Origin of the sequence: Microbacterium ureisolvens (genome assembly GCF_019511645.1) — a bacterium.
In the GTDB taxonomy this organism is placed as follows: domain Bacteria; phylum Actinomycetota; class Actinomycetes; order Actinomycetales; family Microbacteriaceae; genus Microbacterium; species Microbacterium ureisolvens_A.
In genome coordinates this window covers 82,719-107,525 of record NZ_JAEUAX010000006.1, presented here as the reverse complement: position 1 = coordinate 107,525, position 24,807 = coordinate 82,719, and the positions used below count along the sequence as shown (strand labels likewise).

The following is a 24,807-nucleotide window of genomic DNA, read 5'->3' as shown; positions in this document are numbered from 1 at the left end:
CATACCGCCGTGCTCACACGTGCGAAGACGAATTCCGAAGACGAGTCGCCGAGGTCAATCGTCGAGACGCTCACGCAGCCGACGGGCCACCTCGGCGGTCGGCATCGACCGCGGGAACACGGCGACGACCACCTCTTCGGCGGCAGGGTCCGCCTCACTGTCGGGAAGCACGCCGAATCTGCGGCGAGCGTCATCGAGGGCGGCGCGCAGCACCGAGACCGGCACCTTCTTCGGACCCCGGATGAGCCGGCGCAGGACGTGGTTGTGGATCGCGGTGATGAGAGCCGAGAACCCCACGGCGTCCAGCGGGTCGAGGCCGGGCAGCGACGCGCGCAGATACTCGTCGAAGAGCCGCTCGTAGCGGAACACCGTGACGATCTCGCGATCGCGCAGCGCCGGGACACCCCGCACCACCGTGTAGCGTCGCCGTGCGAGCTCGGGGTCCGCCGCGAAGTGCGCGTACACGAAGACGGATGCCTCGCACACCGCCGCCCACGGATCGGGATGCGGCTGCGCCAAGAACTCGCGCAGTCGTTCCAGGAGCAGCTCGTGGTCGGTGAACACCACGTCGTCCTTGCCGCCGAACTGCCGGAAGAACGTCGAACGGGACACGCCCGCCGCCTGGGCGATCTGCTCCACCGACGTCTGATCGAACCCCTGCTCTGCGAACAGCTCGAGCGCGGCGGCGACTACGGTCGCGCGGGACGCGGCCTGTGCGGCGGAGGCGGCGGTGTCGGACATCTCGGGGAGAGCCTAGTGCGCGCGCCGCCGCGAGCGGGCATGCGCTCGCGGCGGCGCGTGCCCGGTTCGACGCGGTGGCACTCGGTCGCCCGGTGTCAACCCCGTCGCCGCGCGGGCGGCGACCGGACTTCACTGTGGTCATGACGCCCATCTGGAAGACAGACGCCCCCGAGGTCGTGGGCACCCCGTTCGCATCCGGGCGGCGGCGCGACGTCGTGGTCGTCGGCGCCGGCCTGACGGGTCTTTCGACCGCACTGCTGCTCACCCGTCGAGGGCTGGACGTCGCCGTGGTGGAGGCCGCAGAGGTGGGAGCGCTCGCCTCGGGTGGCAACACCGGCAAGCTGACGCTGCTGCAGGGTGCAGTGCTCTCGAGCCTGCGCAGACACCATCCCGCGCGGCTGGTGCGTGCGTACGTCGAGTCCAACCAGGATGGTGCCGAGTGGCTCACGGGCATCGCCGACGAGCTCGGCGTCCCGTACTCCCGCCGTGCCGCGTATTCGTATGCACAGACGCCGCAGGGTGCCGCGTGCATCGACGCGGAGCTGCGCGCAGCCGTCGAGGCCGGGCTCCCGGTACGGCGGGTCGAGCCCGATCAGCTCGCGCAGTCCCCGTTCGACATGGTCGACGCGGTGGCGCTCGACCGCCAGGTCGCGATCGATCCGCAGCGCCTCCTGGTCGCGCTCGCACAGGCGCTGCTGCGCGAGGGAGGCACGCTGCACACGGGCGTACGGGTCACCCGCGTGCACGCAGCACCGTGGTCCGGTGTCGAGACGACGAGGGGTTTCCTCGCGGCGAACCACGTCGTGCTCGCGACGGCGACGCCGATCACCGACCGGGGCCTGTACTTCGCCAAGGTGCGTGGGCTGCGCTCCTCCTGCGTGGCCTTCGCGACCGACGGACCGCTCCCCGAGGGGCTCTACATCTCGGTCGACGGCGAGACCAAGTCCGTGCGTTCGATCACCCCCGAGGACGGCCCTGCCGGCGCCGCCCAGCTCATCGTCGCGGGCAACGGCTTCCCCGTGGGACGCGCACCCTCGGCCCGCGCGAGCGTGGACGGTCTGGTGTCGTGGGCGCAGTATCACTTCCCCGGCGCCGCACCCGTGGCCTCGTGGTCGGCCCAGGACTACGAGTCGCACGACCTCATCCCGTTCGTCGGAGCGATGCCGCGCGCGCTCGGCCGCATCCGGTTCGCCACCGGGTACGCGAAGTGGGGGCTCTCGAACGCGCCGGCGGCGGCGCTGCGGCTGACGGCGGAGATCTGCCGTGTTCCGCGACGCGACCGCCCGGACTGGATGAACGTCATCGCGACGCGGTTCACCGTGCCGGCGGATCTCGCCCGCGGCGGCGTGGAGAACCTCCGCGTCGGCTGGGAGGCGGCGTCGGGGTGGATCGGTGCGCAGACCGTGCCGACCCCGATCCGTCGCCCCGCCGAGGGGGAGGGTGTGGTCGCCAGCCGCGCCGGGCAGCCGGTGGGCATCTCCACGGTCGACGGACGGACGTGTGCGGTGAGCGCCGTGTGCACCCACCTCGGCGGCGTGCTGCGGTGGAACGATGCCGAACACACCTGGGACTGCCCGCTGCACGCATCGCGGTTCACGGCGGACGGATGCCGCATCGAGGGGCCGGCACTCCGGGACCTCGCGCGTCTGCCCCGTGTCCCGGGCGAAGAGCTCGATGACGACCCCGCCGAGGTCCGGACGCCTCAGGCAGCCACCGTGCGGTGACGGCGGCCGCCGGGTCGCAGCATCTGTTCAGCTCTTCGGGAACCCGGCGGCGCGTCGCTGCGGTCAGAACCGGACGACGACCGGTAGTAGGCTGGGGGACTGGTCGATATCTCGACGTCGAGACGCTTTTGAGCGTCGTCCCCACCCCCATTCGCCACCTGCGAAGGAAATCACTGTGGATCTGTACGAGTACCAGGCACGAGACCTTTTCGAGAAGTACGAGGTGCCGGTGCTCGCCGGCATCGTCGCGGACACGCCGGAGGAGGTGCTTGCCGCAGCCGAGAAGATCGGCGGTGTCGTCGTCGTCAAGGCCCAGGTCAAGACCGGCGGTCGCGGCAAGGCCGGCGGCGTGAAGGTCGCGAAGACCCCCGACGAGGCCTACGAGGCCGCGAAGGCCATCCTCGGCCTCGACATCAAGGGCCACGTCGTCAAGCGCGTCATGGTCGCGCAGGGTGCCCGCATCGACAAGGAGTACTACTTCTCGGTGCTGCTGGACCGCGCCAACCGCTCGTACCTGTCGCTCGCGTCAGTCGAGGGCGGCATGGAGATCGAGGAGCTCGCCGTCGAGCGCCCCGAGGCCCTCGCCCGCATCGACGTCAACCCCGGCACCGGCATCGACAAGGCGAAGGCCGTCGAGATCGCCGAGGCCGCCGGCTTCTCGGCGGAGCTGGTCGACAAGGTGAGCGATGTGTTCGTCAAGCTCTACAACGTGTACAAGGGCGAGGACGCGACGCTCGTCGAGGTCAACCCGCTCGTGCTCACCGAAGAGGGCGACATCATCGCCCTCGACGGCAAGGTCTCGCTCGACGAGAACGCCGACTTCCGTCACGCCGGCCACGCGCTGCTCGAAGACAAGGACGCCGCCGACCCGCTCGAGGCCAAGGCGAAGGCCAATGACCTCAACTACGTCAAGCTCGACGGCGAGGTCGGCGTCATCGGCAACGGTGCGGGCCTGGTGATGTCGACGCTCGATGTCGTCGCGTACGCCGGTGAGAACCACGGCGGCGTGAAGCCCGCCAACTTCCTCGACATCGGCGGCGGCGCGTCGGCCGAGGTCATGGCCGCCGGCCTCGACGTCATCCTGGGCGACCCGCAGGTCAAGTCGGTGTTCGTCAACGTCTTCGGCGGCATCACCGCCTGCGACGCGGTCGCCAAGGGCATCGTCGGCGCGCTCGCCGAGCTCGGCTCGTCGGCCTCCAAGCCGCTGGTCGTGCGCCTGGACGGCAACAAGGTCGAGGAGGGCCGCGCGATCCTGCGTGAGGCCAACCACCCGCTCGTGACCCTGGCCGAGACGATGGACGAGGGCGCCGACAAGGCTGCCGAGCTCGCCAACGCGTGATCTGAGAATCTGAAAGAACGAGGAACTCCAGAAATGTCGATCTTCCTGAACAAGGATTCCAAGGTCATCGTCCAGGGCATCACCGGCGGCGAGGGCACCAAGCACACCGCGCTCATGCTGAAGGCCGGCACCCAGGTCGTCGGCGGCGTCAACGCCCGCAAGGCCGGCACGACCGTGCTGCACACCGACGCCGACGGCAACCCCGTCGAGCTGCCCGTCTTCGCGTCGGTGCAGGAGGCCATCGACGCCACGGGCGCCGACGTCTCGATCGCGTTCGTGCCGCCGGCGTTCACGAAGGACGCCATGGTCGAGGCCATCGACGCCGAGATCCCGCTCCTGGTCGTCATCACCGAGGGCGTGCCCGTCGGCGACACCGCCGAGGCATGGGCGTACGCGCAGTCGAAGGGGAACAAGACCCGCATCATCGGGCCGAACTGCCCCGGCATCATCACGCCCGGCGAGTCCCTGGTCGGCATCACGCCCGCGAACATCACCGGCAAGGGGCCGATCGGCCTCGTCTCCAAGTCGGGCACCCTGACCTACCAGATGATGTACGAGCTGCGCGAGATCGGCTTCTCGACGGCCATCGGCATCGGCGGCGACCCGATCATCGGCACCACGCACATCGACGCCCTCGCCGCGTTCGAGGCAGACCCCGAGACCAAGGCGATCGTCATGATCGGCGAGATCGGCGGCGACGCCGAGGAGCGCGCGGCCGACTTCATCAAGGCCAACGTCACCAAGCCGGTCGTCGGCTACGTCGCCGGCTTCACCGCCCCCGAGGGCAAGACCATGGGCCACGCCGGCGCCATCGTGTCGGGCTCGGCCGGCACCGCGCAGGCCAAGAAGGAGGCCCTCGAGGCCGCCGGCGTCAAGGTCGGGAAGACCCCGTCCGAGACTGCTTCGCTCATGCGCGAGATCATCGAGAGCCTCTGACCTTTCGGTCGCCGAGCTCGAACACAGGGACGGATGCCGCAGCCCAGGGCTGCGGCATCCGTTCCTCGTCTTCGGCGTTTCAGATCGTGAGGAAGTCCGCCACGCCGGTGAGCGCGTCCGGCTGCAGCCGGTAGTACGCCCAGGTTCCGCGCTTGGAACGGGACAGGAATCCCGCTTCGGTCAGGATCTTCAGGTGGTGAGACACGGTCGGCTGGGACAGCCCGACGGGTTCGATGAGGTCGCACACGCATGCCTCCTGCCCTTCGGAGGACGCCACGATCGACAGCAGCCGCAACCGAGCCGGGTCGGCGAGGGCCTTCAGGGTGGCTGCGAGCTGTTCGGCGTCGCGCTGGGCGATCGGCTCCTTCACCAGCGGGGCGCAGCACACCTCGCCCGCGTCGGCGGTGATGTCGGTGACCTCGAGCATCGTGACCATGCATCGACGATAGTCGATATTGACACTCATCGATACAGCAATCCATACTGAACATCGACGTTCATCAATATCTTCGCTGGAGGCACATCGTGACGCTGCTCGATCTGACACCCCGCATGGTCGTGACCGACCGCTTGGCGTCGCTGCCGGTGGTGATCATCGGCGCCGGGCCCATCGGGCTGGCGGCCGCGGCGAACCTGGTCGAGCGAGGCATCGATTTCAGGATCCTGGAGAGGGGCGAGCAGGCCGCCGCCTCGATCCGGCTCTGGGGCCACACCCGGCTGTTCTCGCCGTGGCGTCACCTGATCGACCCCTCATCCCGGCGGCTCCTCGAATCCGCCGGCTGGAGCGCGCCGGTCGACGAGGATGCCGCACCGACCGGACGGGAACTCGTCGACCTCTACCTCTCGCCGCTGGCCGAGCTGGACGCGATCCGGTCCCGGATACGGTTCGGAACCCGGGTGGTCGCGGTGTCGCGCGAGGGCATGGACCGTACCCGCACCGCGGGCCGCGACACCACGCCCTTCCTGATCCGTGTCCGAGCGACGGACGGCCGCGTCGAGGAGCTCGTCGGGCGGGCGGTGATCGACGCGTCCGGCACGTACACCTCGCCGAATCCGCTGAGCTCGTCCGGGCTGGATCCGCTCGGCGACTCCGACGTCGACGGTCGCCTGGTGCACGCGCTCCCGGACGTGCTCGGCGCCGAGCGAGAGCGGTTCGCCGGACGCCACACGACGGTGGTCGGTGCGGGGCACTCGGCCGCGAACACCCTGATCGCGCTGGCGGAACTCGCGAAGGACGCTCCGGGCACGCGCGTGACGTGGCTGATCCGCAACGCATCCGCTGTCCGGGTGTCGTCGTCGGCTGATGACGAGCTGGCAGATCGGGCTCGCCTCGGCTCGCGAGTCGACCAGCTCGTCGACGCCGGGGCGATCGAGAAGATCGACTCGTTCGAGATCTCCGCCATCGAACGCCACGGCGACGGGGTTCGGCTGATCGGGTCACGCCGCCGCGAACCGGCGTCTTACGACACCGACGTCGTGGTGGGCGCGACCGGGTTCCGGCCCGACCTGGACATGCTCCGCGAGGTCCGGCTGCACCTGGACGAGACCGTGGAGGCCCCGGTGCGGCTGGCGCCGCTGATCGACCCGAACCTGCACTCCTGCGGCACCGTCGCCCCGCACGGCTTCGATGAGCTTCGTCACCCGGAAGCCGGGTTCTTCCTCGTCGGGATGAAGTCCTACGGCCGCGCGCCGACGTTCCTGCTCGCCACGGGATACGAGCAGGTCCGCTCCGTCGTCGCCTGGGTCGACGGCGATATGCGTGCTGCCACCGAGGTTCAGCTCACCCTTCCTGCGACCGGCGTCTGCTCGACCGGTCTCACCGGCGCAAGCGCCTGCTGCTCATGACGCAGGTCCGCGAGATGACGGCGGCGGACTGGCCGCGGGTGGAGGCGATCTTCGCGGCGGGGGTCGTCGGGGGCGAGGCGACTTTCGAGACCGCCACCCCGACCTGGGAGCAGTTCGATGCCGGGAAGGTCCGCGAGGCGCGGCTGGTCGCCGTCGACGAGACGGGGACGGTCACCGGGTGGGCGGCTGCATCGCCGGTCTCGACCCGAGCGGCGTACCGGGGCGTGATCGAGCACTCCGTGTACATCGACCCCGCCCACCATGGCCGGGGGATCGGGCGCCTGCTTCTGGACGCCCTCATCGATGCCGCCGAGAAGGCCGGGTACTGGACGATCCAGTCCAGCATCTTCCCCGAGAACGCGGCCAGCCTCCGACTCCACGAACGCGCCGGATTCCGGATCGTGGGCCGGCGGGAGCGCATCGCCCGCTCCGCGCTCGGCCCGCACGCCGGGCAGTGGCGCGACACGGTGGTGGTCGAGCGCCGGAGCGCCGACAACGGGACGTGACGCCGGGAATGTGCGGTGGTGCCCGAGCCGAATATCAATAGATTGTCGTCTATGCTTTCCCTGAGAAGGAAGCGAGTTCCCGCATGAGCAGCAAGCCCACCGTCCTGTTCGTCTGCGTGCACAACGCCGGCCGTTCCCAGATGGCCGCCGGCTATCTCGAGGCGCTCGCCGGCGACCGCATCGAGGTTCTGTCGGCCGGCTCCGAGCCCAAGGATCAGATCAACCCGGTCGCCGTCGACGCGATGGCGGAGGAAGGCATCGACATCGCCGGCAACACGCCGAAGCTGCTCACCGTCGACGCTGTGAAGGAATCCGACGTCGTGATCACGATGGGCTGCGGCGACGCGTGCCCGATCTTCCCCGGCAAGCGCTACGAGGACTGGCAGCTCGACGATCCCGCCGGACAGGACGCCGACACAGTCCGCCGCATCCGCGACGAGATCCGCATCCGCGTCGAGACCCTCATCGGCGAACTCGCCCCCACGACGTGACCGTCGACGCGCCCGTCCTCGGCCGGCAACCGCTGTGGCGGCGCGCCCTCGCCGAGTTCCTCGGCACCGCGCTGCTCGTCGCCGTGGTCGTCGGATCCGGCATCGCCGCGGAGCAGCTGTCGACGGACACCGGACTGCAGCTGCTGGAGAACTCGATCGCGACCGCCCTCGGGCTGGGCGTGCTCATCCTTCTGCTCGCGCCCGTCTCCGAAGCCCACTTCAACCCCGTCGTGTCCCTCGCCGATGTCGTGCTGGGCCGGCGCGATCGATCCGGCCTCACCGCACCCGCGTTGGGCATCTACCTGCTCGCTCAGGTGGCCGGTGCGATCTGCGGGGCCATCCTCGCGAACGCGATGTTCGCGATCCCGACCACGCTCTCGGCCACCGATCGGGCCACGCCGGCGACAATCCTCGCCGAGATCGTGGCGACGGCAGGACTGGTGCTGCTCATCATCGGGCTCTCCCGCACCGGGCGCAGCGTCCCCGTGATCGCGACGGCCGTCGGCTCATACATCGGCGCGGCCTACTGGTTCACCAGCTCCACCGCGTTCGCCAATCCGGCCGTCACCATCGGCCGCATCTTCACCGACACCTTCGCCGGCATCGCACCCGCATCCAGCGTGCCGTTCATCGCCGCCCAGCTCGTCGGCGCCCTGGCGGGGACAGCGATCGCCGTCGCGCTGTTCACACGATCGGATCCGAGATAGCACCCTCCGCGCAGTCGAGCACCACGGCGATCGGCCGACGATGGCCCGGCCCCGGTTTCGGCCGCCGTACGCTGGTGGCATGCCGCTGACCGGAGAGTACAAGCCGTCCACGTCCGACTGGGCCCGCAAGCAGGCGGAGGAGTTCGAGGCGTCGAACGGCGAGAAGGCCAACACGCTGCGCGGCGTGCCGATCATCGTGCTGACCACGGTCGGAGCCGCGTCCGGAGCCCTCCGCAAGACCGCGCTGATGCGCGTCGAGCACGACGGGCGCTACGCCGTCGTCGCGTCGAAGGGCGGCGCCCCCGACGAGCCCAAGTGGGCCGAGAACATGCGGCGGCACCCGCACGTCGAACTGCAGGACGCCGACGAGAAGCGCGACTACACCGCGCGCGAGCTGTCGGGCGACGAGCGCGCCGAGTGGTGGGCGCGGGCCGCGGAGGTCTGGCCCGACTACGACAACTACCAGAAGCGCACCGACCGGCGGATCGCGATCTTCCTTCTCGAGCCGCGCGAGGGCTGATCTCGCGAAACCGAGGCGTTCCTCAGCGCTCCAGGCGCCGCCCGCTCCTAGACTCGGCCCCGTCAGGGGGTGGCCGTGTCGCCGGACGCGCATGTCGGATCCGCCGCACGGCGGTGGGAGATCGCGCTGGCATGCGCGGCCGCCGCGCTCGTGCTGGCGGCTGTCGCCGTCGCCGCCATCGTGGCTGTTCCACCGACGGTCGCGAACCTCTCGAGCGAGGTATCGGACGGGAGGGAGCCGACCGACCTCGGGGACGCTTCGGTCGTCGTCCCCGCCGACTGGGTCGTGACGCGTGACTCGGAACACGCGATCACCGTGCGCACACCGGACGGCGCGCTGCGCGCCGAGGTGGAGTCGGTCGACGAGAGTCCCGCCGACGTCGTCGCCCGTGCCGCAGCGGGCACACCTCGCTCCGAACTGCTCGCGTCGGGCCTGACCGCACTCCACGTCGACCTCGACGACGGCGGGGTGGTAGCGGGGGTGGGGGAGCCGGATGCCGCGCCCAGCGTGCGCGTCGTCGTGGAGGTCCGCCCGCCGGAGGGCGGTGAGCCGGCGGCGTACCGTTCCGCCATCGGAGACCTGCTGGAAGGCGTCCGGCGGTGAGGATGCGCGCGGTCGTGGTCATGCTCGCGGTGGCCGCCCTGGCGCTGCCGGCCTGCGCGCCGGCCTCGAGCCGAGGCTGGGAGCCCCCGGCCTGGGCGCCCGAGGCGGTGCACGCGGCCGATCCGGTCCCGGAGATCCCTGCCGGGGCGGCAGGACCGCTCGGCGCGGGCCTTGTGCCGCTTCGCCTGCGCAATGACACGATCGGCGTCCAGGCCCGGGTGGCCCTCCTCGCGGCCGGCGCCACCGCCGACCCTTTCAACACCCAGGTGGAGCAGTTCGTCCGTGATGCGATCGCAGATCGCGTGGTCGCGGCGGGGACCGCGTTCGTGCCCAGCCCTTCGCCCGCAGGGTCAGGCCTGGGGGATCGCCGCTGTGCCGCGGGCAGCACGCGGCTTCCTGCCGCCGAGCTTCTGGCCGACCCCGCCTTCGGCCCGGCGGCCGGCTCGGGGACCGCCGTGGTGTGCGGCATCGTCGCCGCGGGCGGCTCGGTGGTGGGCGAGCGCATCCGGGTCGTCACCGGCGGTCCGGCCGGCGTCCACTCCGATACGACGACCACGCTCTACGCCGACGTCTCGACCGGCGAGACGGCCACGGCCGACGCTCTGTGGGCCGAGGGGGCGGCCGCCGCGCTCGGCGCGCACATCGTCGAGGCGCTCCGTCGCGACGCAGGAGCCCTCAGTCAGCGCCCGGCGGTGATCGGCGAGGACGCACAGCTCGCAGCGATCCATGCCGCCCTCGCCACGACCGTCCCCTCGGAGGAGGGACTCGTCATCACCCTCGCGCCAGGATTCACCGCACCCGACCTGGCCGGCCTCGGCGTGCCCCCGACGACCGCGCCTCTCGACATCCTGGTGCCGGCCGAGGTCGCCGCCGGCCTCGTCTCCCCGCTCGGCGCGCGCGTGCTCGCGTCCCCCGGGCAGCCCTACACCGGACCCGCCGCGCCGCCCGCCGGAGCGCGTACCGTCGACTGCGGACTCGTCCCCTGCGTCGCGCTGACCTACGACGACGGGCCGTCCGCCTACACCGCCGGCATCCTCGATGACCTCGCGGCGCGCGACGCGGCGGCGACGTTCTTCGCGATGGGGCAGAACGCGCAGGGCCACGCCGACACTCTCGCCCGCATGACGCGGGACGGCCACGAGCTCGAGGGCCACACGTGGAACCACCCGCATCTTCCGCAGCTGACGGACGCGCAGATCACCGCGCAGATCGTCGACTCCACCCGGGCGCTCGAGGCGGTGTCCGGTCAGGACATCACCGCGTTCCGTCCGCCGTACGGCGAGTTCACGCCGCGGGTCCTCGCGGCGGCGGGGATGCCCGCGATCCTGTGGGACATCGACACGCTCGACTGGCAGGGGCCCGCCGACGACGTCCTGATCGCGCGCGCCGTCGAGCAGCCCCGCGCGGGATCGATCGTCCTGCTGCACGACATCCACCCGGGCACGGCGCGCACCACGCGCGCGATCCTGGACGGTCTTCTCGACCGAGGGTTCCAGCTCGTCACCGTGCGTCAGCTCTTCGGCGGGCAGCTGCCCGTCTCGGGCTCCTGGCGTCGCGCCCCCTAGCGTCCGGACCCGGCACCCCGTGGGATACTTCCGCGGTGACCGACATCGAACTCGCCCGCATCGACGGCGGATCGGTCACTCTGCACGACGCCCGCCGCAACGCTCGCTGGAGCGTCGAACTCGCACCGTACGAGATCGGCGTGTTCGCCGTCACGCAGGAGCAGCTCGCGGAATTGCTCGGCGAGCCCGCGTCGCACCCGCGGCGCCCCGCGACCGACGTCACCTGGCTGCGCGCGATCCGGTTCTGCAACGCGGCGTCGGAGTGGGAGGGCCTTGATCCGGCGTACTCGTTCGACGGCGAGGACGTCACGTGGCACGTCGACGCCGACGGCTTCCGGCTTCCCACCGAGGCGGAGTGGGAGCACGCGTGCCGCGCCGGCTCGACCGGCCCGCACTACGGCCCGCTCGCCGAGGTCGCATGGACGAGCGCCGACGGCGTGAGCGCACCGCAGGACGTCGGCGGCAAGCTGCCCAACCTCAACGGACTGTTCGACATGCTCGGCAACGCGTGGGAGTGGACGTGGGACCTGCTCGATCCCGCCCGCTACCGCGACTATCGCGTGTTCCGCGGCGGCGGGTTCGCCGACGACGCGTGGAGTGTCCGCGCGTCGACGCGCCGGGGCGGTGCCCCGCGCATGCACCACGACGACGTCGGCTTCCGCGTCGCGCGGGGCGGCTTCGACGGCACGGATGCTGCGCAGGGCTGGTCCGCTCGCGCCGACGCCGAACGCGCCGCCGACCACGGTCCCACTCCGCCGGGCTGGACCCCGCTGCGCTGACACCTGAGATCCTTCGCGTTCGGGGCGCGTCGCGATCGTTCGGGGCGCGTCCCGCGCGCCCCGAACGGACGCCGCGCGCCCCAAACGCGAGCACCCGTCCCGAGAGACGCGGAGGGAACGGATGCCGCGGGGCCGCAGCATCCGTTCCCTCGAAGCGTGACTCAGCCGAGCAGTGCCTCGAGCGGTCCGCGTGCGAAGTAGAGGACGAAGCCGGCGGCGACGATCCACAGCAGCGGGCTGATCTCCCGCGCCTTGCCCGAGAGCGAGCGGACGACGACCCAGGAGATGAAGCCGGCGCCGATGCCGTTCGCGATCGAGTAAGTGAGCGGCATGACCGTGACCGCGAGGAACACCGGGAGCAGGATCGAGAAGTCCGAGAAGTCGATGAAGCGGATCTGCGACATCATCAGCGCGCCGACGATGACCAGAGCGGATGCTGCGACCTCGGTGGGAACGATCGACACCAGCGGGGTGAAGAACATCGCGACGAGGAAGAGGCCACCCGTGACGACGTTGGCGAAGCCGGTGCGCGCGCCTTCGCCGATGCCGGCACCCGACTCGATGAACACGGTGTTCGACGAGCTGGACGTGAGACCACCCGCGACCGCGCCGACGCCCTCGACGATGAGCGCCGACTTGATGCGCGGGAAGTCGCCCTTCTCGTTGGCGAGGCCGGCCTCCTTCGACAGACCGGTCATCGTGCCCATGGCATCGAAGAAGTTTGTGAAGACGAGCGTGAAGACGAGCATGAGGGCGGCGAGCACGCCGATGCGCTCGAACGAGCCGAACGACACCTGGCCGACGAGCGACAGGTCGGGCACGCTCACGAGCGACGAGGGCAGCTCGGGGACCGAGAGGCCCCAGCCGCCGGCGTTGACGTCGTCGCCCGCGAACTTCGGGCCGATGTTCCAGATCGCCTCGACGATCACCGCGACGACGGTGCCGGTGACGAGGCCGATGAGGATGCCGCCCTTGACCTTGCGCGCGACCAGGATGCCGGTGAGCAGCAGCGTGAAGACGAAGATGAGCGTCGGCACCGTGGCGACCGAGCCGTTGACGCCGAGCCCGACCGGGGGAGAGGACGCGCCGGTCGAGGTGACGAAGCCGGCGTCGACGAAGCCGATGAACGCGATGAACAGGCCGATGCCCACCGTGATGGCGAGCTTCAGCTGGATCGGGACGGCATCGAAGATCATGCGCCGCAGGCCCGTCGCGGCCAGCAGCACGATGATCAGACCGTTGATGACCACGAGGCCCATCGCCTCGGGCCAGGTCACCTGCCCGACCACCGAGACGGCGAGGAACGAGTTGATGCCGAGGCCGGCGGCGAACGCGAACGGCAGACGCGTCACGAGGCCGAACAGCACCGTCATGACGCCGGCGGTCAGCGCCGTCGTCGCGGCGACCTGCGTGAACCCGAGGGTGTTCCCGGCGACGTCCGTGCCGCTGGACAGGATGATCGGGTTCAGGATGACGATGTAGGCCATCGTCACGAAGGTGACCACGCCGCCGCGGATCTCGGCGGGGATGGTCGATCCGCGCTTGGTGATCTCGAAGAACCTGTCGAACCCGTTCTTCGGCTCTGGGGTCTCGGTCTCGTCGGGCGTGTGGGGCGCCGTGGACTCGGTAGTGCTCATGTGGGGGACCTCCGATGAAACGTTAGTCGCTCTCGCCTCAACCTGAGGATTCGCTGGACGGATGCCTCGGCCCCGCGCGCGGGCGCCCGGGCCGAGGCGGTGCGCCGAAGTAGGGTCGATGGCGCATGCATCGCCTCATCGTCGCCCTTCTCGCCTCCGTCGACGCCGTCATCGCGGCGGCCGTCGGCCTTGCCGTGACCCTCGCGCCGCTCACCCTGCTGTGGGTGTTCGGGTTCGGGGGCGAAGCGGACTGGGGCGTGCTGTGGCCGTCGGCGGTGTCGGTGTGGCAGCTCGGCAACCTCGTGCCGCTCGCCATCGCATTGCCGCCCGAGTACCTCGCGGCCACGGGGATCGATGCGGGCGCGGCATCCTTCGTCCTCTCGCTCGCCCCGCTCGCGTTCGCCGGGTTCACCGTGATCTTCGCCGCCCGCTCGGGGGCCCGCGCCTCGCACGCCGACGCATGGCTCACGGGCGTGCTCACCTCGAGCGCCGTGTTCGCTGCGGTGACGACCGGCGCCGCGCTGACCGGCGCGAACGACGTCGCCCGCGCCGAACCCTGGCAGGCGATCCTCGTGCCGACGCTCCTGTTCGCCGTTCCCGCCTTCGTCGCGGCGTTGGTCACGGAGTGGTCCGAGGCCGGGTCGGGCGCGATCGCGCGGCTGCGCGATCACGTCGAGGCCGCGCCGCACGGCTGGGGTGAGGTGCCGGCGCTCGTCGCCCGAGGGACGGCCGTGGTCGTGGTCGGGCTCGTCGGCATCGGCGCCGCGGTGGCCGCGGTCGCCCTGTTCGCCCGCGCCGGCCAGATCGTCGCGCTGTTCCAGGCGGGCGACGTCGACCCGCTCGGCGCGGTGGTCATCACGCTCGCCCAGCTCGCCTACGTGCCGATGCTCGCGGTATGGGGCATGAGCTTCGTCGCCGGACCCGGCTTCGCCGTCGGCACCGGCACGTCCGTCTCGCCCGCCGGGACCCAGGTCGGCGTCATCCCGGGTCTGCCGGCGCTGGGTGCCGTGCCCGAGTCGACGACGTCGTGGCTGCTCCTGCTGGCCCTGCTGCCGGTCGCCCTCGGCGCGCTCGCCGGATGGATCGCGCGCTCGCGGCTGCTGCACGCCGGGCCAGGCCCCCGCGGACGGATGCCGCATCCCGCCCCCTCGGCGGGCTCGGCGTCCTCCCGGTTCGACGCCGGCAGGACGGCGGCGCTCAGCGGACTCCTGTCGGGCTCGGCCACGACCGAGCCCGCCGGGGAGGCGCACCTCGACGACCACGCCGAAGCCCCCGAGGATCCGATCGCCGCGCGCCTCGTCGTCACCGCCGGCATCGCACTGCTGTCAGGGGGCGCCGCCGCGCTGCTGGCGTGGGCGGCGTCGGGCTCGCTCGGACCAGGACGGCTCGCCGAGTTCGGACCCGACCCGGGACCCGTCGCGTTGGCGGTCGGGCTCGAGGTGCTGCTCGGCGCCGCGATCCTGCTGCTGTCGCCGCGGTCGGTCGGCGGGCGAGACACCACGGAGCATTTCGCGCCATTGCCGGCCGCGGCCGAGCAGACGACCCGGGAGGATGAATTTCACCCCGAGCCTCCCGAGGCGGCGGCGTTCGCCGCGGTCGCGGCGTTCACCGCCCGGTGGGGCGGCGCGGCGCCCGAAGGCGACGCCGGGGAGCAGCACCCGTCCCCTCCCGTCACGTCGGAAGCGACGACCGAGCCGATCGACCTGCCGAGGCCGGCGCCGCCCGGCGCGAGGGATGGTTCCGATTAGCGCCGCCCGGCGCGAGGGACGGTTCCGATTAGACTGAGCCGGTGCTGACGGTCGCTGTTCTCATCTCGGGCACCGGGTCGAACCTGCGCGCTCTGCTCGACGCGGCGGCCGATCCCGAGTTCCCCGCCCGCATCGTCGTCGTCGGCGCCGACCGCGAGGCCGACGGGTTCGCGCACGCCGAGGAGTACGGCATTCCCACCTTCATGGTGCCCTTCGCGCAGTTCGCGAGCCGCGAGGAGTGGGGCGCCGAGCTCGCCACCCAGCTCGACGTCTGGCGGCCCGACCTCGTCGTCCTCAGCGGCCTCATGCGCCTGCTGCCGGCGGACCTCGTCGACGCGTGGTCTCCGCGGATCATCAACACCCACCCGGCGTACCTGCCGGAGTTCCCCGGTGCGCACGGCGTGCGCGACGCGCTCGCCGCGGGTGTCGCCCAGACCGGGGCCAGCGTCATCATCGTCGACAACGGGGTCGACTCGGGGCCGATCCTCGCTCAGGAGCGCGTGCCCGTGCTCCCCGGCGACGACGAGCACGCCCTGCACGAGCGCATCAAGCCCGTCGAACGCCGTCTTCTCATCGACGTGGTGCGCCGCGTCGCGACCGGCGACCTCGACCTCGCGGCCGTGTCCGCGAGCGCACAGCTCTGACCCCCACCCCACCCGAGGAGATCCTCCATGGCCGGACCGAGCCACGACCCCGCCCTGTACCGCCCCCGCGATGTCGTGCCGGTGCGCCGCGCACTGGTGTCGGTGAGCGACAAGACCGACCTGCTCGTCCTCGGCGAGGCGCTGGCCGCCGCCGGTGTCGAGATCGTGTCGACGGGCGGCTCGGCGACGCTGCTTCGCGAGGCCGGCTACACGGTGACCGACGTGTCGAGCGTGACCGGGTTCCCCGAGTCCCTGGACGGCCGCGTCAAGACCCTCCACCCGAGCGTGCACGCCGGCCTCCTCGCGGATCTGCGCCTCGAGGACCACGAGCGTCAGCTCGGCGAACTCGGCATCGCGCCGTTCGAGCTCGTCGTGGTGAACCTGTACCCGTTCGTCGAGACCGTGCGCTCGGGCGCGCAGGGCGACGACGTCGTCGAGCAGATCGACATCGGCGGCCCGGCGATGGTGCGCGCGTCGGCGAAGAACTACGCCAACGTCGCGATCGTCGTCTCGCCGTCGTCGTACCCGGCGGTCATCGAGGCCGTCCGTGCCGGCGGTACGAGCCTGCTGCAGCGGCGAGAGCTCGCCGCCCGCGCGTTCGCCCACACCGCCGAGTACGATCGTGCCGTCGCGACGTGGTTCACCGAGGGCACGCTGCTGGAAGAGGACCTTCCCGCGCACCTCACGATCAAGGCCGAGCGCCTCGCGACGCTCCGCTACGGCGAGAACTCCCACCAGCGCGCCGCCATCTACACCCGTGACGGCGGCCACGGCATCGCCCAGGCGATCCAGCTGCAGGGCAAGGAGATGTCGTACAACAACTACGTCGACGCCGACGCCGCCCTCCGGGCCGCCTTCGACATGGTCAAGCCCGCCGTCGCGATCATCAAGCACGCCAACCCGTGCGGCATCGCGGTGACGGCGCCCAATGCGCTCGACCCGATCGCGAGCGCGCACCTGCGCGCGCACGAGTGCGACCCGGTGTCGGCGTACGGCGGCGTGATCGCCGCCAACGGCACGGTGACGCTCAAGATGGCCGAGAACCTCAAGGACATCTTCACCGAAGTGATCGTGGCTCCGTCGTTCGAGCCCGCGGCGCTCGAGGTGTTCAAGGCGAAGAAGAACCTGCGCCTGCTGCAGCTGCCCGCAGACTGGCAGCAGGAGCGCATGGACGTGCGCCTGGTCTCGGGAGGCCTGCTGCTGCAGGACGCGGACCGCTTCCCCGACGACATCGAGTCCGTCGCGAAGGACTGGCAGCTTGTCTCGGGCGAGCGTCCCGCCGACGAGGAGATGACCAACCTCATCTTCGCCTGGAAGGCGTGCCGCGCCGTCAAGTCGAACGCCATCGTCCTCGCCAAGAACTCGGCGACCGTGGGGATCGGCATGGGCCAGGTCAACCGGGTCGACTCGTGCCGCCTCGCGGTCGAGCGGGCGGGCGACCGCGCGGCCGGATCGGTCGCCGCATCCGACGCGTTCTTCCCGTTCGCGGACGGACCGCAGATCCTGCTCGACGCGGGCATCTCGGCGATCGTCCAACCGGGCGGTTCCGTCCGCGACGACGAGGTCATCGCCGCGGCGAAGGCCGCGAACGTGACGATGTTCTTCACGAACGAGCGCCACTTCTTCCACTGATCCGAGAGGACGCCGACGCAATGACGGACGCACTGGCCGACCGCTGCGCGACGCTCGCGCAGCCGGTGGTGGACCTCATGGCCGCCGCGATCGAGTGCCAGGCGGGCGAGGCGGATGCCTTCGCCCGCGTGGCGGATCTCGCCGCCGAGGTGCGGCGGGTCGCGGAGCGCGGCAGCGACGGGATCGCCCAGGCCGACTACGTCGCGTGGAGCGCGGCGGCCCCGCGCCTGCTCGCCGAGATGGCCGAGGCGGCCGAGCGCCGCGACAGCCGGGCGGTGTGGGCGGCGTTCGCCGACCCGCAGGCGGGCCTGCACCGGCTCGGCACCGCGTGCGCGGGCCAGCCTCGCTGGTGATCAGCGGCCGCTGATCAGCAGTCGTCGGGCAGCGCCAGCGGCTCGGCGGCACCCCAGCCGCTGAACAGAGCGTGCACCGTGCCCGACTCGTCCGCCCGGATCAGCTCCGAGGGAAGGGCCGGCCCGGTCGTGCTCACGCTCAGCACGCCGGCGGTGCCGTCTTCGCCGAGCAGCAGCTCGACCGCCCCGTCCTGTGGCGCGCCCAGACCCGAGGCATCCGTCGTCGCGTCGGCGATGAACCCGGCCGGGTCCAGCAGCGGCTGCCAGCGGGTCACGAGCTCGTCCGTCGCCGCGACGCACGCGATCGCGCCCGGCTCGATGCCGGACTCGGCGGCGATCGCGCTCGAGGGCGTGACCGCCGCGCGTGCGCCGTCCACGACGATCGACGTCGTCTCTGCGTCCGCCGTGACCTCCGCGCTGAAGCGCTCCCCGCCGCCGGTGAAGACGACCTCGAGCGGCCGCCCCGAGGCGTCCTGGTACGTCACGGTCATGGTGGTGTCGGCGGTGGCGGCGTCCGCCAGGATCTGCGTGCGCGCGTCGGCGGGGGCCAGGAGCGAGAGGCCGTTGGCGTCGCGCTCGGGGTCGTAGCCGGTGAGGTCCACCCAGGTGGGCGACGGCACGGGTGCGGCAGGGGCGCTCGCGCAGCCCGTCAGCAGCAGCAGCGAAGCCGCGACGCCCAGCGCCGCGGTACGCCGAAGCTCAGTCATCGGCCGGGGCGCCGGCCTCGGCGGCATCCGCGACGCACGCGGACGACGCGCCCTGTGCGGCCAGCGCGTCGGCGTCGAGGGTGACGGGCGCCTCCGCGGCGGAGGCGGGGCGGACGACGACGCAGGAGCGTGCGTCGATGAGGCCGGCCGAGCCGGGGATCCATGCCTCTTCGCCGGTCACGAGCTGTGAGACGTCCACCGCTTCGCCGCCCGGCCCGCCCACCACGAGCAGCTGATACGGCACATCGGGGCCCGACCAGGTGGCCCTGACGTTGTCGGGGCTGACCGTCAGAGCGAGCCCCGATGCGGCGGCTCCGGGGTTGAGCATGCCGATCACGAGGAACACGCCGAGGGCGATGAGCGCGACGAGCGTCGTGCCGATGGAGACGAGCGAGGCGGGGTGGCGCCACAGCGGCCGCGGCTTCTCGACCGCCTCGGTGAGCTCGGGGAGGATGTCGGCGCTCGTCTCGAGCGGCCGGATCGGGCCGGGTGTGGTGGCCAGGCTCGCGCGGCCGGCCTCCCAGCCCACGCGCACCGGGCCGTAGCCCGCGGGCGGCAGTTCGACGGGCGCCGGTGCGAACACCGGCGCGGCCGTCACGATCGCCGTGGGGCGGCGCGGCGGGCGCGACATCGTGGCGAGGGGGATCGCGTCCGTGGCCGGCTGCTCGGCGTCTGCCGTGAGCACCTGCGGCGCGTCCAGCGTCGCCGAACGGCGGTGGAGGCGGCGCGTCGAGGGATTGTCGGTCATGTGCTTCCGGCGTCGTCGGGTGCCCGAGTGGGGTCCGGACACCCGATTACTATAGTGTCGTCCGCCGCCCCCGGCCCCTGGAGTCCCATGTTCCGCAGACCGACGGCGGCGCTCGGTGCGGTGCTCCTGGCGGTGGCGGCCGCGATCATGCCGGCTGCGGCATCCGCCGCATCGTCCGCCGACCGGGCCGACGAGGGGCAGGCAGAGAACACCGCTCTGATCGAGATCCCCTACGGCGAGCCGGCCGAACTGCCCGTTGCCGAGGGGGTCACGTTCGACTGCGCCGCGCTGCCGCCGGGCGACGGTTTCGAGACCTCGTGCGAGCCCACCGGCATCGCGCTGAGCGTGGCGGAGTACGATCCCGACTGGGGCGAGCGCGCCCTGCTGGTCACCCTCGTCTCCGGCGCCACGCGCACCGTCGTGAACTACCGCGTCGCCCTCGCCCCGCCGCCCGCACCCGAGATCACGACCCCCCGCGTCGACGCCCCTTTCGCCGCCGGCGACCAGGTCCTCATCCCGCTGTCGATGCTCGGCATCACGTGCACGCTCTGCAGCCCCGAGACGGCCTCGGTGCACGTCGGCGCGGTGTCACCCGCCACGGCGCACGCGGGCGTCGGGCCGACGCATCTCGCCGTGCGCTCCGACTCTTCCGGCGACGTGAGCGTCGAGCTCACCGTCGAGGACGACGCCGGTCAATCGGCGACTGCCGAGGTGGTCGTGAGCATCGTGGAGGAGACGACGGATGCTGCGCCCCTCGCTCTCCACGTGAGCTCGGGGCCGGCCAGGGCGATCGACCTCGCCGACCTCGCCTGGGGCGAAGAGCTCTCGTTCTCCTGCCCGACGACGATCGGCGGCGCGACGTGCGAGGCCGACGGAGTGGTCTCGTTCCCGGCGGACCCGGCTCCCGGCGATCAGCTCTCCTTCCGCGTCGTCGACGGCCGCGGCTTCCAGTCGGTCGGGAGCGTCACGTTCTCGCAGGACGCCGGGGGCGCAGCATCCGTCTCTCCCGTACCCGTCGACTGGTCTCGGTCCAGTCCGCTCGGAATCCACGTTCCCGCGCCGCCCTCGGACGAGGAGGACGACGGCGCGAGCGTGCTGTCCCGCCTGTCCCGCATCCTCCAGGAAGTGCCCACCCCATGACCCTGCGCCTGACGATCGCCGATCGGCACTCATCCACGTCCGCCGAGTCCTGGGTGGTGAAGGTCGACGAGGCCACGACGGTCTCGGAGCTGGCCGAATCCCTCCGGGTCGACCCCGCGATCCTCGCCCCCTCCGCCGACGCCGTCGAGACGCTCGCCGGATCCGGACTGCGCAGCGGTCAGGTGGTGCCGGCGGCATCGCCGCAGGTGATCTCGCCCGGCCGCCTCCGGCTGGAGTTCGTCGCCGGCGCGTTCGCGGGCGAGGCGGTGCCGCTGCAGCCCGACCGGGCGGTGTCGGTGGGCCGCGAGACCGGAGGCGACGTCGTGGTCGCCGACCCGCACCTGGCTCCCCGTCACGTCACGATCACCGCGACCGGCGGGTATGCCGCCGACGGCGGCTTCCAGCCGCTGTCCGCGCTGGTCGAGCCGGGCGACCCGTCGGCGCAGGTGCTGGTCAACGGGCAGGCGGCAGAGGGCCCCGTGCGCGTCGTGCCGGCCGACCTGGTGCAGCTGGGCAGCAGCGTGGTGCGCATCGGCATGGCACCCGCATCCGACGCCGACATCACCGTGGACGAGCTCGGCGCCCGCGCGTTCAACCGGCCCTCGCGCATCCGCACCCCGTCCGCGACGCCGGTGGTCCAGCTTCCCGGCGACAAGCCCGCTGAGACCGACGCGTCACCCCTGCCGTGGCTGTCGGCTATCGTGCCGATCGTGCTGGGCGTGACGCTCGCGATCGTGTTCCAGCGGCCGATCATGCTCATCATGGCTGCGGCGTCGCCGGTGATGGTCGTCGGCTCGTTCATGGCCAACAAGCGCCTCGCCCGGCGCAAGGGCGAGCGCACCGAGGCCGAGTGGGTGGCCGAGATCGAGACCGCGCGCACACGCATCGCCGAACTCGTGCGGTCGCAGCGGCTCGACGCCTGGTACCGGGCGCTGGATCCGGTGCTCATCCGCGACATCGCCACGCGGCCGCTCGCCCGGCTGTGGGAGCGCCGGCGCAGCGACGAGGATTCGCTCCGGGTGCGCGTGGGCGTCGCCGACGTGCCCCTCGACGTCCGCTTCGAGGGCGGCCCGCAGAAGGAGCGCACGGCCGAGCGGCGCGTGGGCACGTCGCCCTCGCCCGTGTCGGTCGACCTCTCCGCGGGGCCGCTCGCGATCTCGGGTCCGGCCGATGTCGCCGGCGGGATCGCCCGTTCTATCGTGACCGGGCTCGCGACGCTGCGCTCGCCGCGCGACCTGCACCTCATCGTGCTGTGCGACCGCGAGCAGGACGCGGAGTGGTCGTGGGTGCAGTGGCTGCCCCACGTGCAGCCCGGGGCGGGGCCCGTCGCCCTCATCGGCAACACCGACCTCACTCGCCGCGAGCGGCTGCGCGAGGCGGGAGCGCTCCTCGAGGCGCGCATGCGCTCGGGCGGCGATCGCCGCTCCGACGCGCAGCTCATCATCGTCGTCGACGGTGCGCGCCGCTACCGCATGCTCCCGGGCATGGTGACGATCCTCGAGAAGGGCGCGCAGTTCGGGATCCACGTCATCGCGATCGACTCCGACCGCACGCGACTGCCGGAGGAGGCGGCATCCGTCATCACCGTCGACGGTGCGGACCCCCTGCTCGGCCGCGTCGAGACCGCCGAGGAGTACTTCGCGCCCGTGCTGGTCGACCAGGTCACCACCGCCTATGCGGAGGACGTCGCCCGGGCACTGTGCCCCATCGAGCACGTGCGCGGCGTGGGCGACGACGCGACCCTGCCCTCCAGCGTGCGGTACACCGAGCTCATGGGCATCGACCTCGAGGATGCCCGGCCCATCGCCGAGCAGTGGCAGCTCGTGCCCCGGCAGTCGTACGTCGTCATCGGCGCCGGCACCGAGGGCGAGTTCGCGATCGACATCGCCGCCGACGGCCCGCACGCACTTGTCGCCGGAACGACCGGCTCCGGAAAGTCCGAGTTCCTGCAGACCCTCGTGATCTCGCTCGCGCTCGCCAACCGCCCGGACGCGCTGAATTTCGTCCTCATCGACTACAAGGGCGGGTCGGCATTCGCCGACTGCGCGCGGCTGCCCCACACCGTCGGCATGGTCACGAACCTCGACGCCCGCGAGACCGAGCGCGCCCTCGCATCGCTCGACGCCGAGCTCAAGCGGCGCGAGCGCGTGCTGCGCGACGACATCGGCGCGAAGGACGTCGACGCCGCATGGGAGAAGGATCCGGATGCCGCGGCCCGGCTGGGCCTCGCGCGCCTGATGATCGTCGTCGACGAGTTCGCCGAGCTGAAGACGGAGCTCCCGGACTTCATCAACGGCCTCGTCCGCATCGCGCGGGTGGGTCGCTCGCTGGGCGTGAACCTCGTGCTGGCGACGCAGCGGCCCTCGGGCGTCATCACGCCCGAGATGCAGTCCAACATCAACCTCCGCGTGGCCCTGCGGGTGACCGACCGCGGGGACTCGGCGGACGTCATCGGCACTCCCGACGCCGCGCTCATCCCCGCCGGGTCTCCCGGACGCGGGTACGTGCGCGCGGGCCTGGACGCCTCGCCGATCGCATTCCAGACGGCGCGGGTGGCCGCCCTCCGCGTCGGCCACCAGCGGTCGGCCCGTGTGCTGCCGCCCGTGGCGAAGGTGGGCTGGCAGACGCTCGGCCTCCCGCCTCGGTTCCCGGCGGCGGCCGAGGCCGGGGTGCACCGTCCCGACCAGGACGACACCGACCTGCGCGCGCTGGTGCAGCTCGCCACCCAGGCGGCCACGATCCTCGGGATCGCCAAGAGCCCCTCGCCGTGGCTCATGCCCCTTCCCGAGGTGCTGCCGCTCGACCGCTTCGACGAGAGCGCCGCCCCCGAGGGCGCCGTCGTGCTGGGCCTTGCCGATGTGCCCGCGCAGCAGCGCCAGGAGCCGCTGCTGTGGAGCATCCACGACGACTCGCACCTGCTCCTGTTCGGCGGCAGCCGCTCCGGCCGAACGACCGCGCTGCGGACGATCGTGTCGCAGGCGATCCTCCGCTTCACCCCGGCCGATCTGCACCTCTACGTCGTGGACTACGGCAACGGTGCGCTGCTGCCGCTGGCGGCCGACCCGCACACCGGTGCGGTGGTCACCCCGCAGGACGCCGAACGGCTGCCGCGTCTGCTCGGGCGCCTGGGGACGGAGCTCTCGCGGCGGCAGAGCGTGCTCGCTCAGGCCGCGGTCGGCAGCATCGCCGAGCAGCGCCGGCAGGCGACGCCGCGCGACGCGCTGGCGTACGCCGTCGTCGTCATCGACGGCTGGGAGCGCCTCGCGGCGTCGATGACGCCCGATGAGATGCTCGCCGTCCGCGACCAGGTGATGCGCCTGCTGCGGGAAGGCCCCGCCGTCGGCATCCGCGTCGTGATCACCGCCGATCGCGCTGTGCCGTCCGACAAGATCGCCGGCTTCATCGACACGCAGTACGCGCTGCCGATGCGCGATGTGAACGACTACCGCGCGGCCGGCATCATGGTCCGCGACATCGCCCCCGAGATGCCGCCCGGCCGCGTGCTGTTCGGGCCGACCGGGGCCGAGGGCCAGATCGCGGTGCTGTCGGCCGACACGAGCGGCGAGGCGCAGAACGGCGGTCTGCGCGGCACCGTCGAGCATGTCGCAGCGCACTTCGCGCGGTTCCCGCAGCTCGCCGAGCTGCCGGTGCCGTTGCGGGTCGACCCCCTTCCCTCGCACATCGGGCTGTCCCGCGCCTACGCGCTGCCGATCGCCGCGCCCGACATGCCCGAGTCGCCCATCGTCGGTGTCGGCGGCGACACGCTGTCGCGCTTCACCGTCGACTGGCCCGGCACCGGCGGATTCGTCGTGGTCGGCGATCGCCGCAGCGGCAAGACCGACACCCTGGCCCTCATCGCGCACCAGCTCGCCTGGGCCGGCCAGCGCATGGTGGTGGTCGCCGCGGCCGGCTCCGTCCTCGCCGAGGTCGCGGCATCCCACGGCACGCCCGTGCTCTCGACCGCTTCGGACGCGGCGCAGATCGAGGCCGTGCTCACCGGCGACGACGTGCTCACCGCAGTGATCGACGACGCGGAGTCGATCCGCGACTCGGCGCTGGAGCGTGCGTTCGTCGGCGCGAGGGCGCGCCTGCGATTCGTGGTCTCGATCGCCGCGGATGCCGCGGGAACCGCCGTGTCGGGCCCCGTCTCGGACGCCAAGCGCGGCCGTGCGGGGATCGTGCTGTCACCGCCCACGTCGATCATCGGCACGCAGGTGTTCGGCGCGCAGCTGCCGCGCCACCTCGTCGGCCGTGGGGGCCCCGGCAGCGGCGTGCTGTTCCTCGGCGGCGAGTACCGCGCGGTGCAGGTGCCGGACCTGCGCGTGTGACAGAGGGCGGACGGATGCCGCGAGCCGTCGTTCTGATGGACCGATTACTGTGGAACCCGGACCGCTGTGCATCGGACACGGTCGGGCCGCCGCTCTCGCGATCTCGAGGATCTC

Annotated in this window: 22 protein-coding genes; 17 read left to right on the top strand and 5 right to left on the bottom strand. The window is 72.0% G+C overall.

Annotation, left to right across the window (positions count from 1 at the left end; all coding sequences use genetic code 11):
• Positions 1-54: 54 nt before the first annotated feature.
• On the bottom strand, positions 55-741 hold the full coding sequence (locus JNB61_RS12370; RefSeq protein WP_220339800.1) for a TetR family transcriptional regulator: 687 nt from the start codon (positions 739-741) through the stop codon (positions 55-57).
• A gap of 140 nt (positions 742-881) precedes the next feature.
• Between JNB61_RS12370 and JNB61_RS12365 the strand changes: the two genes are divergently transcribed.
• From JNB61_RS12365 to sucD, 3 genes are all read left to right on the top strand, one after another.
• Positions 882-2,465, top strand: coding sequence for an FAD-dependent oxidoreductase (locus JNB61_RS12365; protein ID WP_220288444.1), 1,584 nt, complete (start codon positions 882-884; stop codon positions 2,463-2,465).
• A 175-nt stretch (positions 2,466-2,640) separates the two neighbouring features.
• Positions 2,641-3,804 (top strand): ADP-forming succinate--CoA ligase subunit beta, encoded by a 1,164-nt coding sequence (gene sucC / locus JNB61_RS12360; RefSeq protein WP_220339799.1) that lies wholly within the window; start codon positions 2,641-2,643, stop codon positions 3,802-3,804.
• A gap of 33 nt (positions 3,805-3,837) precedes the next feature.
• Positions 3,838-4,740, top strand: coding sequence for a succinate--CoA ligase subunit alpha (gene sucD, locus JNB61_RS12355; RefSeq protein ID WP_159846156.1), 903 nt, complete (start codon positions 3,838-3,840; stop codon positions 4,738-4,740).
• 79 nt (positions 4,741-4,819) lie between these two features.
• Here sucD and JNB61_RS12350 read toward each other — a convergent pair whose 3' ends face one another.
• On the bottom strand, positions 4,820-5,176 hold the full coding sequence (locus JNB61_RS12350) for an ArsR/SmtB family transcription factor (RefSeq protein ID WP_220339798.1): 357 nt from the start codon (positions 5,174-5,176) through the stop codon (positions 4,820-4,822).
• 89 nt (positions 5,177-5,265) lie between these two features.
• Between JNB61_RS12350 and JNB61_RS12345 the strand changes: the two genes are divergently transcribed.
• From JNB61_RS12345 to JNB61_RS12310, 8 genes are all read left to right on the top strand, one after another.
• Positions 5,266-6,585 carry an NAD(P)-binding domain-containing protein gene (locus JNB61_RS12345; RefSeq protein WP_220339797.1) on the top strand — a complete coding sequence of 440 codons (1,320 nt, stop codon included), beginning with the start codon at positions 5,266-5,268 and terminating at the stop codon, positions 6,583-6,585.
• Positions 6,582-7,091, top strand: a complete 510-nt coding sequence (locus JNB61_RS12340) for a GNAT family N-acetyltransferase (protein WP_220339796.1) — start codon at positions 6,582-6,584, stop codon at positions 7,089-7,091. The genes JNB61_RS12345 and JNB61_RS12340 overlap by 4 nt, the downstream gene beginning before the upstream one ends.
• An 83-nt stretch (positions 7,092-7,174) precedes the next feature.
• Positions 7,175-7,582, top strand: a complete 408-nt coding sequence (locus JNB61_RS12335; protein WP_220339795.1) for an arsenate reductase ArsC — start codon at positions 7,175-7,177, stop codon at positions 7,580-7,582.
• Positions 7,579-8,289, top strand: coding sequence for an aquaporin (locus tag JNB61_RS12330; protein WP_220339794.1), 711 nt, complete (start codon positions 7,579-7,581; stop codon positions 8,287-8,289). The genes JNB61_RS12335 and JNB61_RS12330 overlap by 4 nt, the downstream gene beginning before the upstream one ends.
• Positions 8,290-8,368: 79 nt before the next feature.
• Entirely contained in the window at positions 8,369-8,809 is a 441-nt protein-coding gene (locus tag JNB61_RS12325; RefSeq protein ID WP_220339793.1) for a nitroreductase family deazaflavin-dependent oxidoreductase, read from the top strand.
• Positions 8,810-8,884: 75 nt separating this feature from the next.
• Positions 8,885-9,412 (top strand): hypothetical protein, encoded by a 528-nt coding sequence (locus tag JNB61_RS12320; protein ID WP_220339792.1) that lies wholly within the window; start codon positions 8,885-8,887, stop codon positions 9,410-9,412.
• 2 nt (positions 9,413-9,414) lie between these two features.
• Positions 9,415-10,977, top strand: coding sequence for a polysaccharide deacetylase family protein (locus JNB61_RS12315; protein ID WP_223214820.1), 1,563 nt, complete (start codon positions 9,415-9,417; stop codon positions 10,975-10,977).
• 35 nt (positions 10,978-11,012) lie between these two features.
• Positions 11,013-11,756, top strand: coding sequence for a formylglycine-generating enzyme family protein (locus JNB61_RS12310; RefSeq protein WP_220339791.1), 744 nt, complete (start codon positions 11,013-11,015; stop codon positions 11,754-11,756).
• A 161-nt stretch (positions 11,757-11,917) separates the two neighbouring features.
• Here JNB61_RS12310 and JNB61_RS12305 read toward each other — a convergent pair whose 3' ends face one another.
• The gene (locus tag JNB61_RS12305) at positions 11,918-13,393 is read right to left on the bottom strand and encodes an NCS2 family permease (protein WP_220339790.1); all 1,476 of its coding nucleotides are present in this window, start codon (positions 13,391-13,393) and stop codon (positions 11,918-11,920) included.
• A 125-nt stretch (positions 13,394-13,518) separates the two neighbouring features.
• Between JNB61_RS12305 and JNB61_RS12300 the strand changes: the two genes are divergently transcribed.
• From JNB61_RS12300 to JNB61_RS12285, 4 genes are read left to right on the top strand one after another with little or no spacing between them, the layout of a single operon-like run.
• Positions 13,519-15,141, top strand: a complete 1,623-nt coding sequence (locus tag JNB61_RS12300; RefSeq protein ID WP_220339789.1) for a cell division protein PerM — start codon at positions 13,519-13,521, stop codon at positions 15,139-15,141.
• A gap of 41 nt (positions 15,142-15,182) precedes the next feature.
• A complete protein-coding gene (gene purN / locus JNB61_RS12295; RefSeq protein ID WP_220339788.1) occupies positions 15,183-15,785 on the top strand; it encodes a phosphoribosylglycinamide formyltransferase in 603 nt (200 codons plus the stop codon).
• Positions 15,786-15,812: 27 nt separating this feature from the next.
• Positions 15,813-17,417, top strand: a complete 1,605-nt coding sequence (gene purH, locus JNB61_RS12290) for a bifunctional phosphoribosylaminoimidazolecarboxamide formyltransferase/IMP cyclohydrolase (protein WP_220288457.1) — start codon at positions 15,813-15,815, stop codon at positions 17,415-17,417.
• A 20-nt stretch (positions 17,418-17,437) separates the two neighbouring features.
• Positions 17,438-17,770: a hypothetical protein gene (locus tag JNB61_RS12285; protein ID WP_220339787.1), complete on the top strand. Its 333-nt coding sequence runs from the start codon at positions 17,438-17,440 to the stop codon at positions 17,768-17,770.
• 14 nt (positions 17,771-17,784) lie between these two features.
• On the opposite strand, the gene JNB61_RS12280 is transcribed toward JNB61_RS12285, so the two are convergent.
• Both JNB61_RS12280 and JNB61_RS12275 read right to left on the bottom strand, forming a co-directional pair.
• Positions 17,785-18,477 (bottom strand): hypothetical protein, encoded by a 693-nt coding sequence (locus JNB61_RS12280; protein ID WP_220339786.1) that lies wholly within the window; start codon positions 18,475-18,477, stop codon positions 17,785-17,787.
• Positions 18,470-19,225, bottom strand: coding sequence for a hypothetical protein (locus tag JNB61_RS12275; protein WP_220339785.1), 756 nt, complete (start codon positions 19,223-19,225; stop codon positions 18,470-18,472). The genes JNB61_RS12280 and JNB61_RS12275 overlap by 8 nt, the downstream gene beginning before the upstream one ends.
• Positions 19,226-19,312: 87 nt before the next feature.
• Here JNB61_RS12275 and JNB61_RS12270 point away from each other — a divergent pair, with 87 nt between their 5' ends.
• Together JNB61_RS12270 and JNB61_RS12265 are read left to right on the top strand one after the other, a co-directional pair.
• Positions 19,313-20,365, top strand: coding sequence for a hypothetical protein (locus tag JNB61_RS12270; RefSeq protein WP_220339784.1), 1,053 nt, complete (start codon positions 19,313-19,315; stop codon positions 20,363-20,365).
• On the top strand, positions 20,362-24,693 hold the full coding sequence (locus JNB61_RS12265) for an FtsK/SpoIIIE domain-containing protein (protein ID WP_220339783.1): 4,332 nt from the start codon (positions 20,362-20,364) through the stop codon (positions 24,691-24,693). Before JNB61_RS12270 ends, JNB61_RS12265 begins: the two co-directional genes overlap by 4 nt.
• Positions 24,694-24,807 lie beyond the last annotated feature (114 nt).

What these genes read in the sequence shown, in the direction of transcription:
- JNB61_RS12335 (WP_220339795.1), top strand. Translation starts at nt 7,175, where the DNA reads ATGAGCAGCAAGCCCACCGTCCTGTTCGTCTGCGTGCACAACGCCGGC.
- JNB61_RS12280 (WP_220339786.1), bottom strand. Translation starts at nt 18,477, where the DNA reads ATGACTGAGCTTCGGCGTACCGCGGCGCTGGGCGTCGCGGCTTCGCTG.
- JNB61_RS12350 (WP_220339798.1), bottom strand. Translation starts at nt 5,176, where the DNA reads ATGGTCACGATGCTCGAGGTCACCGACATCACCGCCGACGCGGGCGAG.
- JNB61_RS12265 (WP_220339783.1), top strand. Translation starts at nt 20,362, where the DNA reads ATGACCCTGCGCCTGACGATCGCCGATCGGCACTCATCCACGTCCGCC.
- JNB61_RS12315 (WP_223214820.1), top strand. Translation starts at nt 9,415, where the DNA reads ATGCGCGCGGTCGTGGTCATGCTCGCGGTGGCCGCCCTGGCGCTGCCG.
- JNB61_RS12325 (WP_220339793.1), top strand. Translation starts at nt 8,369, where the DNA reads ATGCCGCTGACCGGAGAGTACAAGCCGTCCACGTCCGACTGGGCCCGC.
- JNB61_RS12305 (WP_220339790.1), bottom strand. Translation starts at nt 13,393, where the DNA reads ATGAGCACTACCGAGTCCACGGCGCCCCACACGCCCGACGAGACCGAG.
- JNB61_RS12270 (WP_220339784.1), top strand. Translation starts at nt 19,313, where the DNA reads ATGTTCCGCAGACCGACGGCGGCGCTCGGTGCGGTGCTCCTGGCGGTG.
- JNB61_RS12340 (WP_220339796.1), top strand. Translation starts at nt 6,582, where the DNA reads ATGACGCAGGTCCGCGAGATGACGGCGGCGGACTGGCCGCGGGTGGAG.
- JNB61_RS12300 (WP_220339789.1), top strand. Translation starts at nt 13,519, where the DNA reads ATGCATCGCCTCATCGTCGCCCTTCTCGCCTCCGTCGACGCCGTCATC.
- JNB61_RS12275 (WP_220339785.1), bottom strand. Translation starts at nt 19,225, where the DNA reads ATGACCGACAATCCCTCGACGCGCCGCCTCCACCGCCGTTCGGCGACG.
- sucD (WP_159846156.1), top strand. Translation starts at nt 3,838, where the DNA reads ATGTCGATCTTCCTGAACAAGGATTCCAAGGTCATCGTCCAGGGCATC.
- JNB61_RS12370 (WP_220339800.1), bottom strand. Translation starts at nt 741, where the DNA reads ATGTCCGACACCGCCGCCTCCGCCGCACAGGCCGCGTCCCGCGCGACC.
- JNB61_RS12365 (WP_220288444.1), top strand. Translation starts at nt 882, where the DNA reads ATGACGCCCATCTGGAAGACAGACGCCCCCGAGGTCGTGGGCACCCCG.
- purH (WP_220288457.1), top strand. Translation starts at nt 15,813, where the DNA reads ATGGCCGGACCGAGCCACGACCCCGCCCTGTACCGCCCCCGCGATGTC.
- JNB61_RS12285 (WP_220339787.1), top strand. Translation starts at nt 17,438, where the DNA reads ATGACGGACGCACTGGCCGACCGCTGCGCGACGCTCGCGCAGCCGGTG.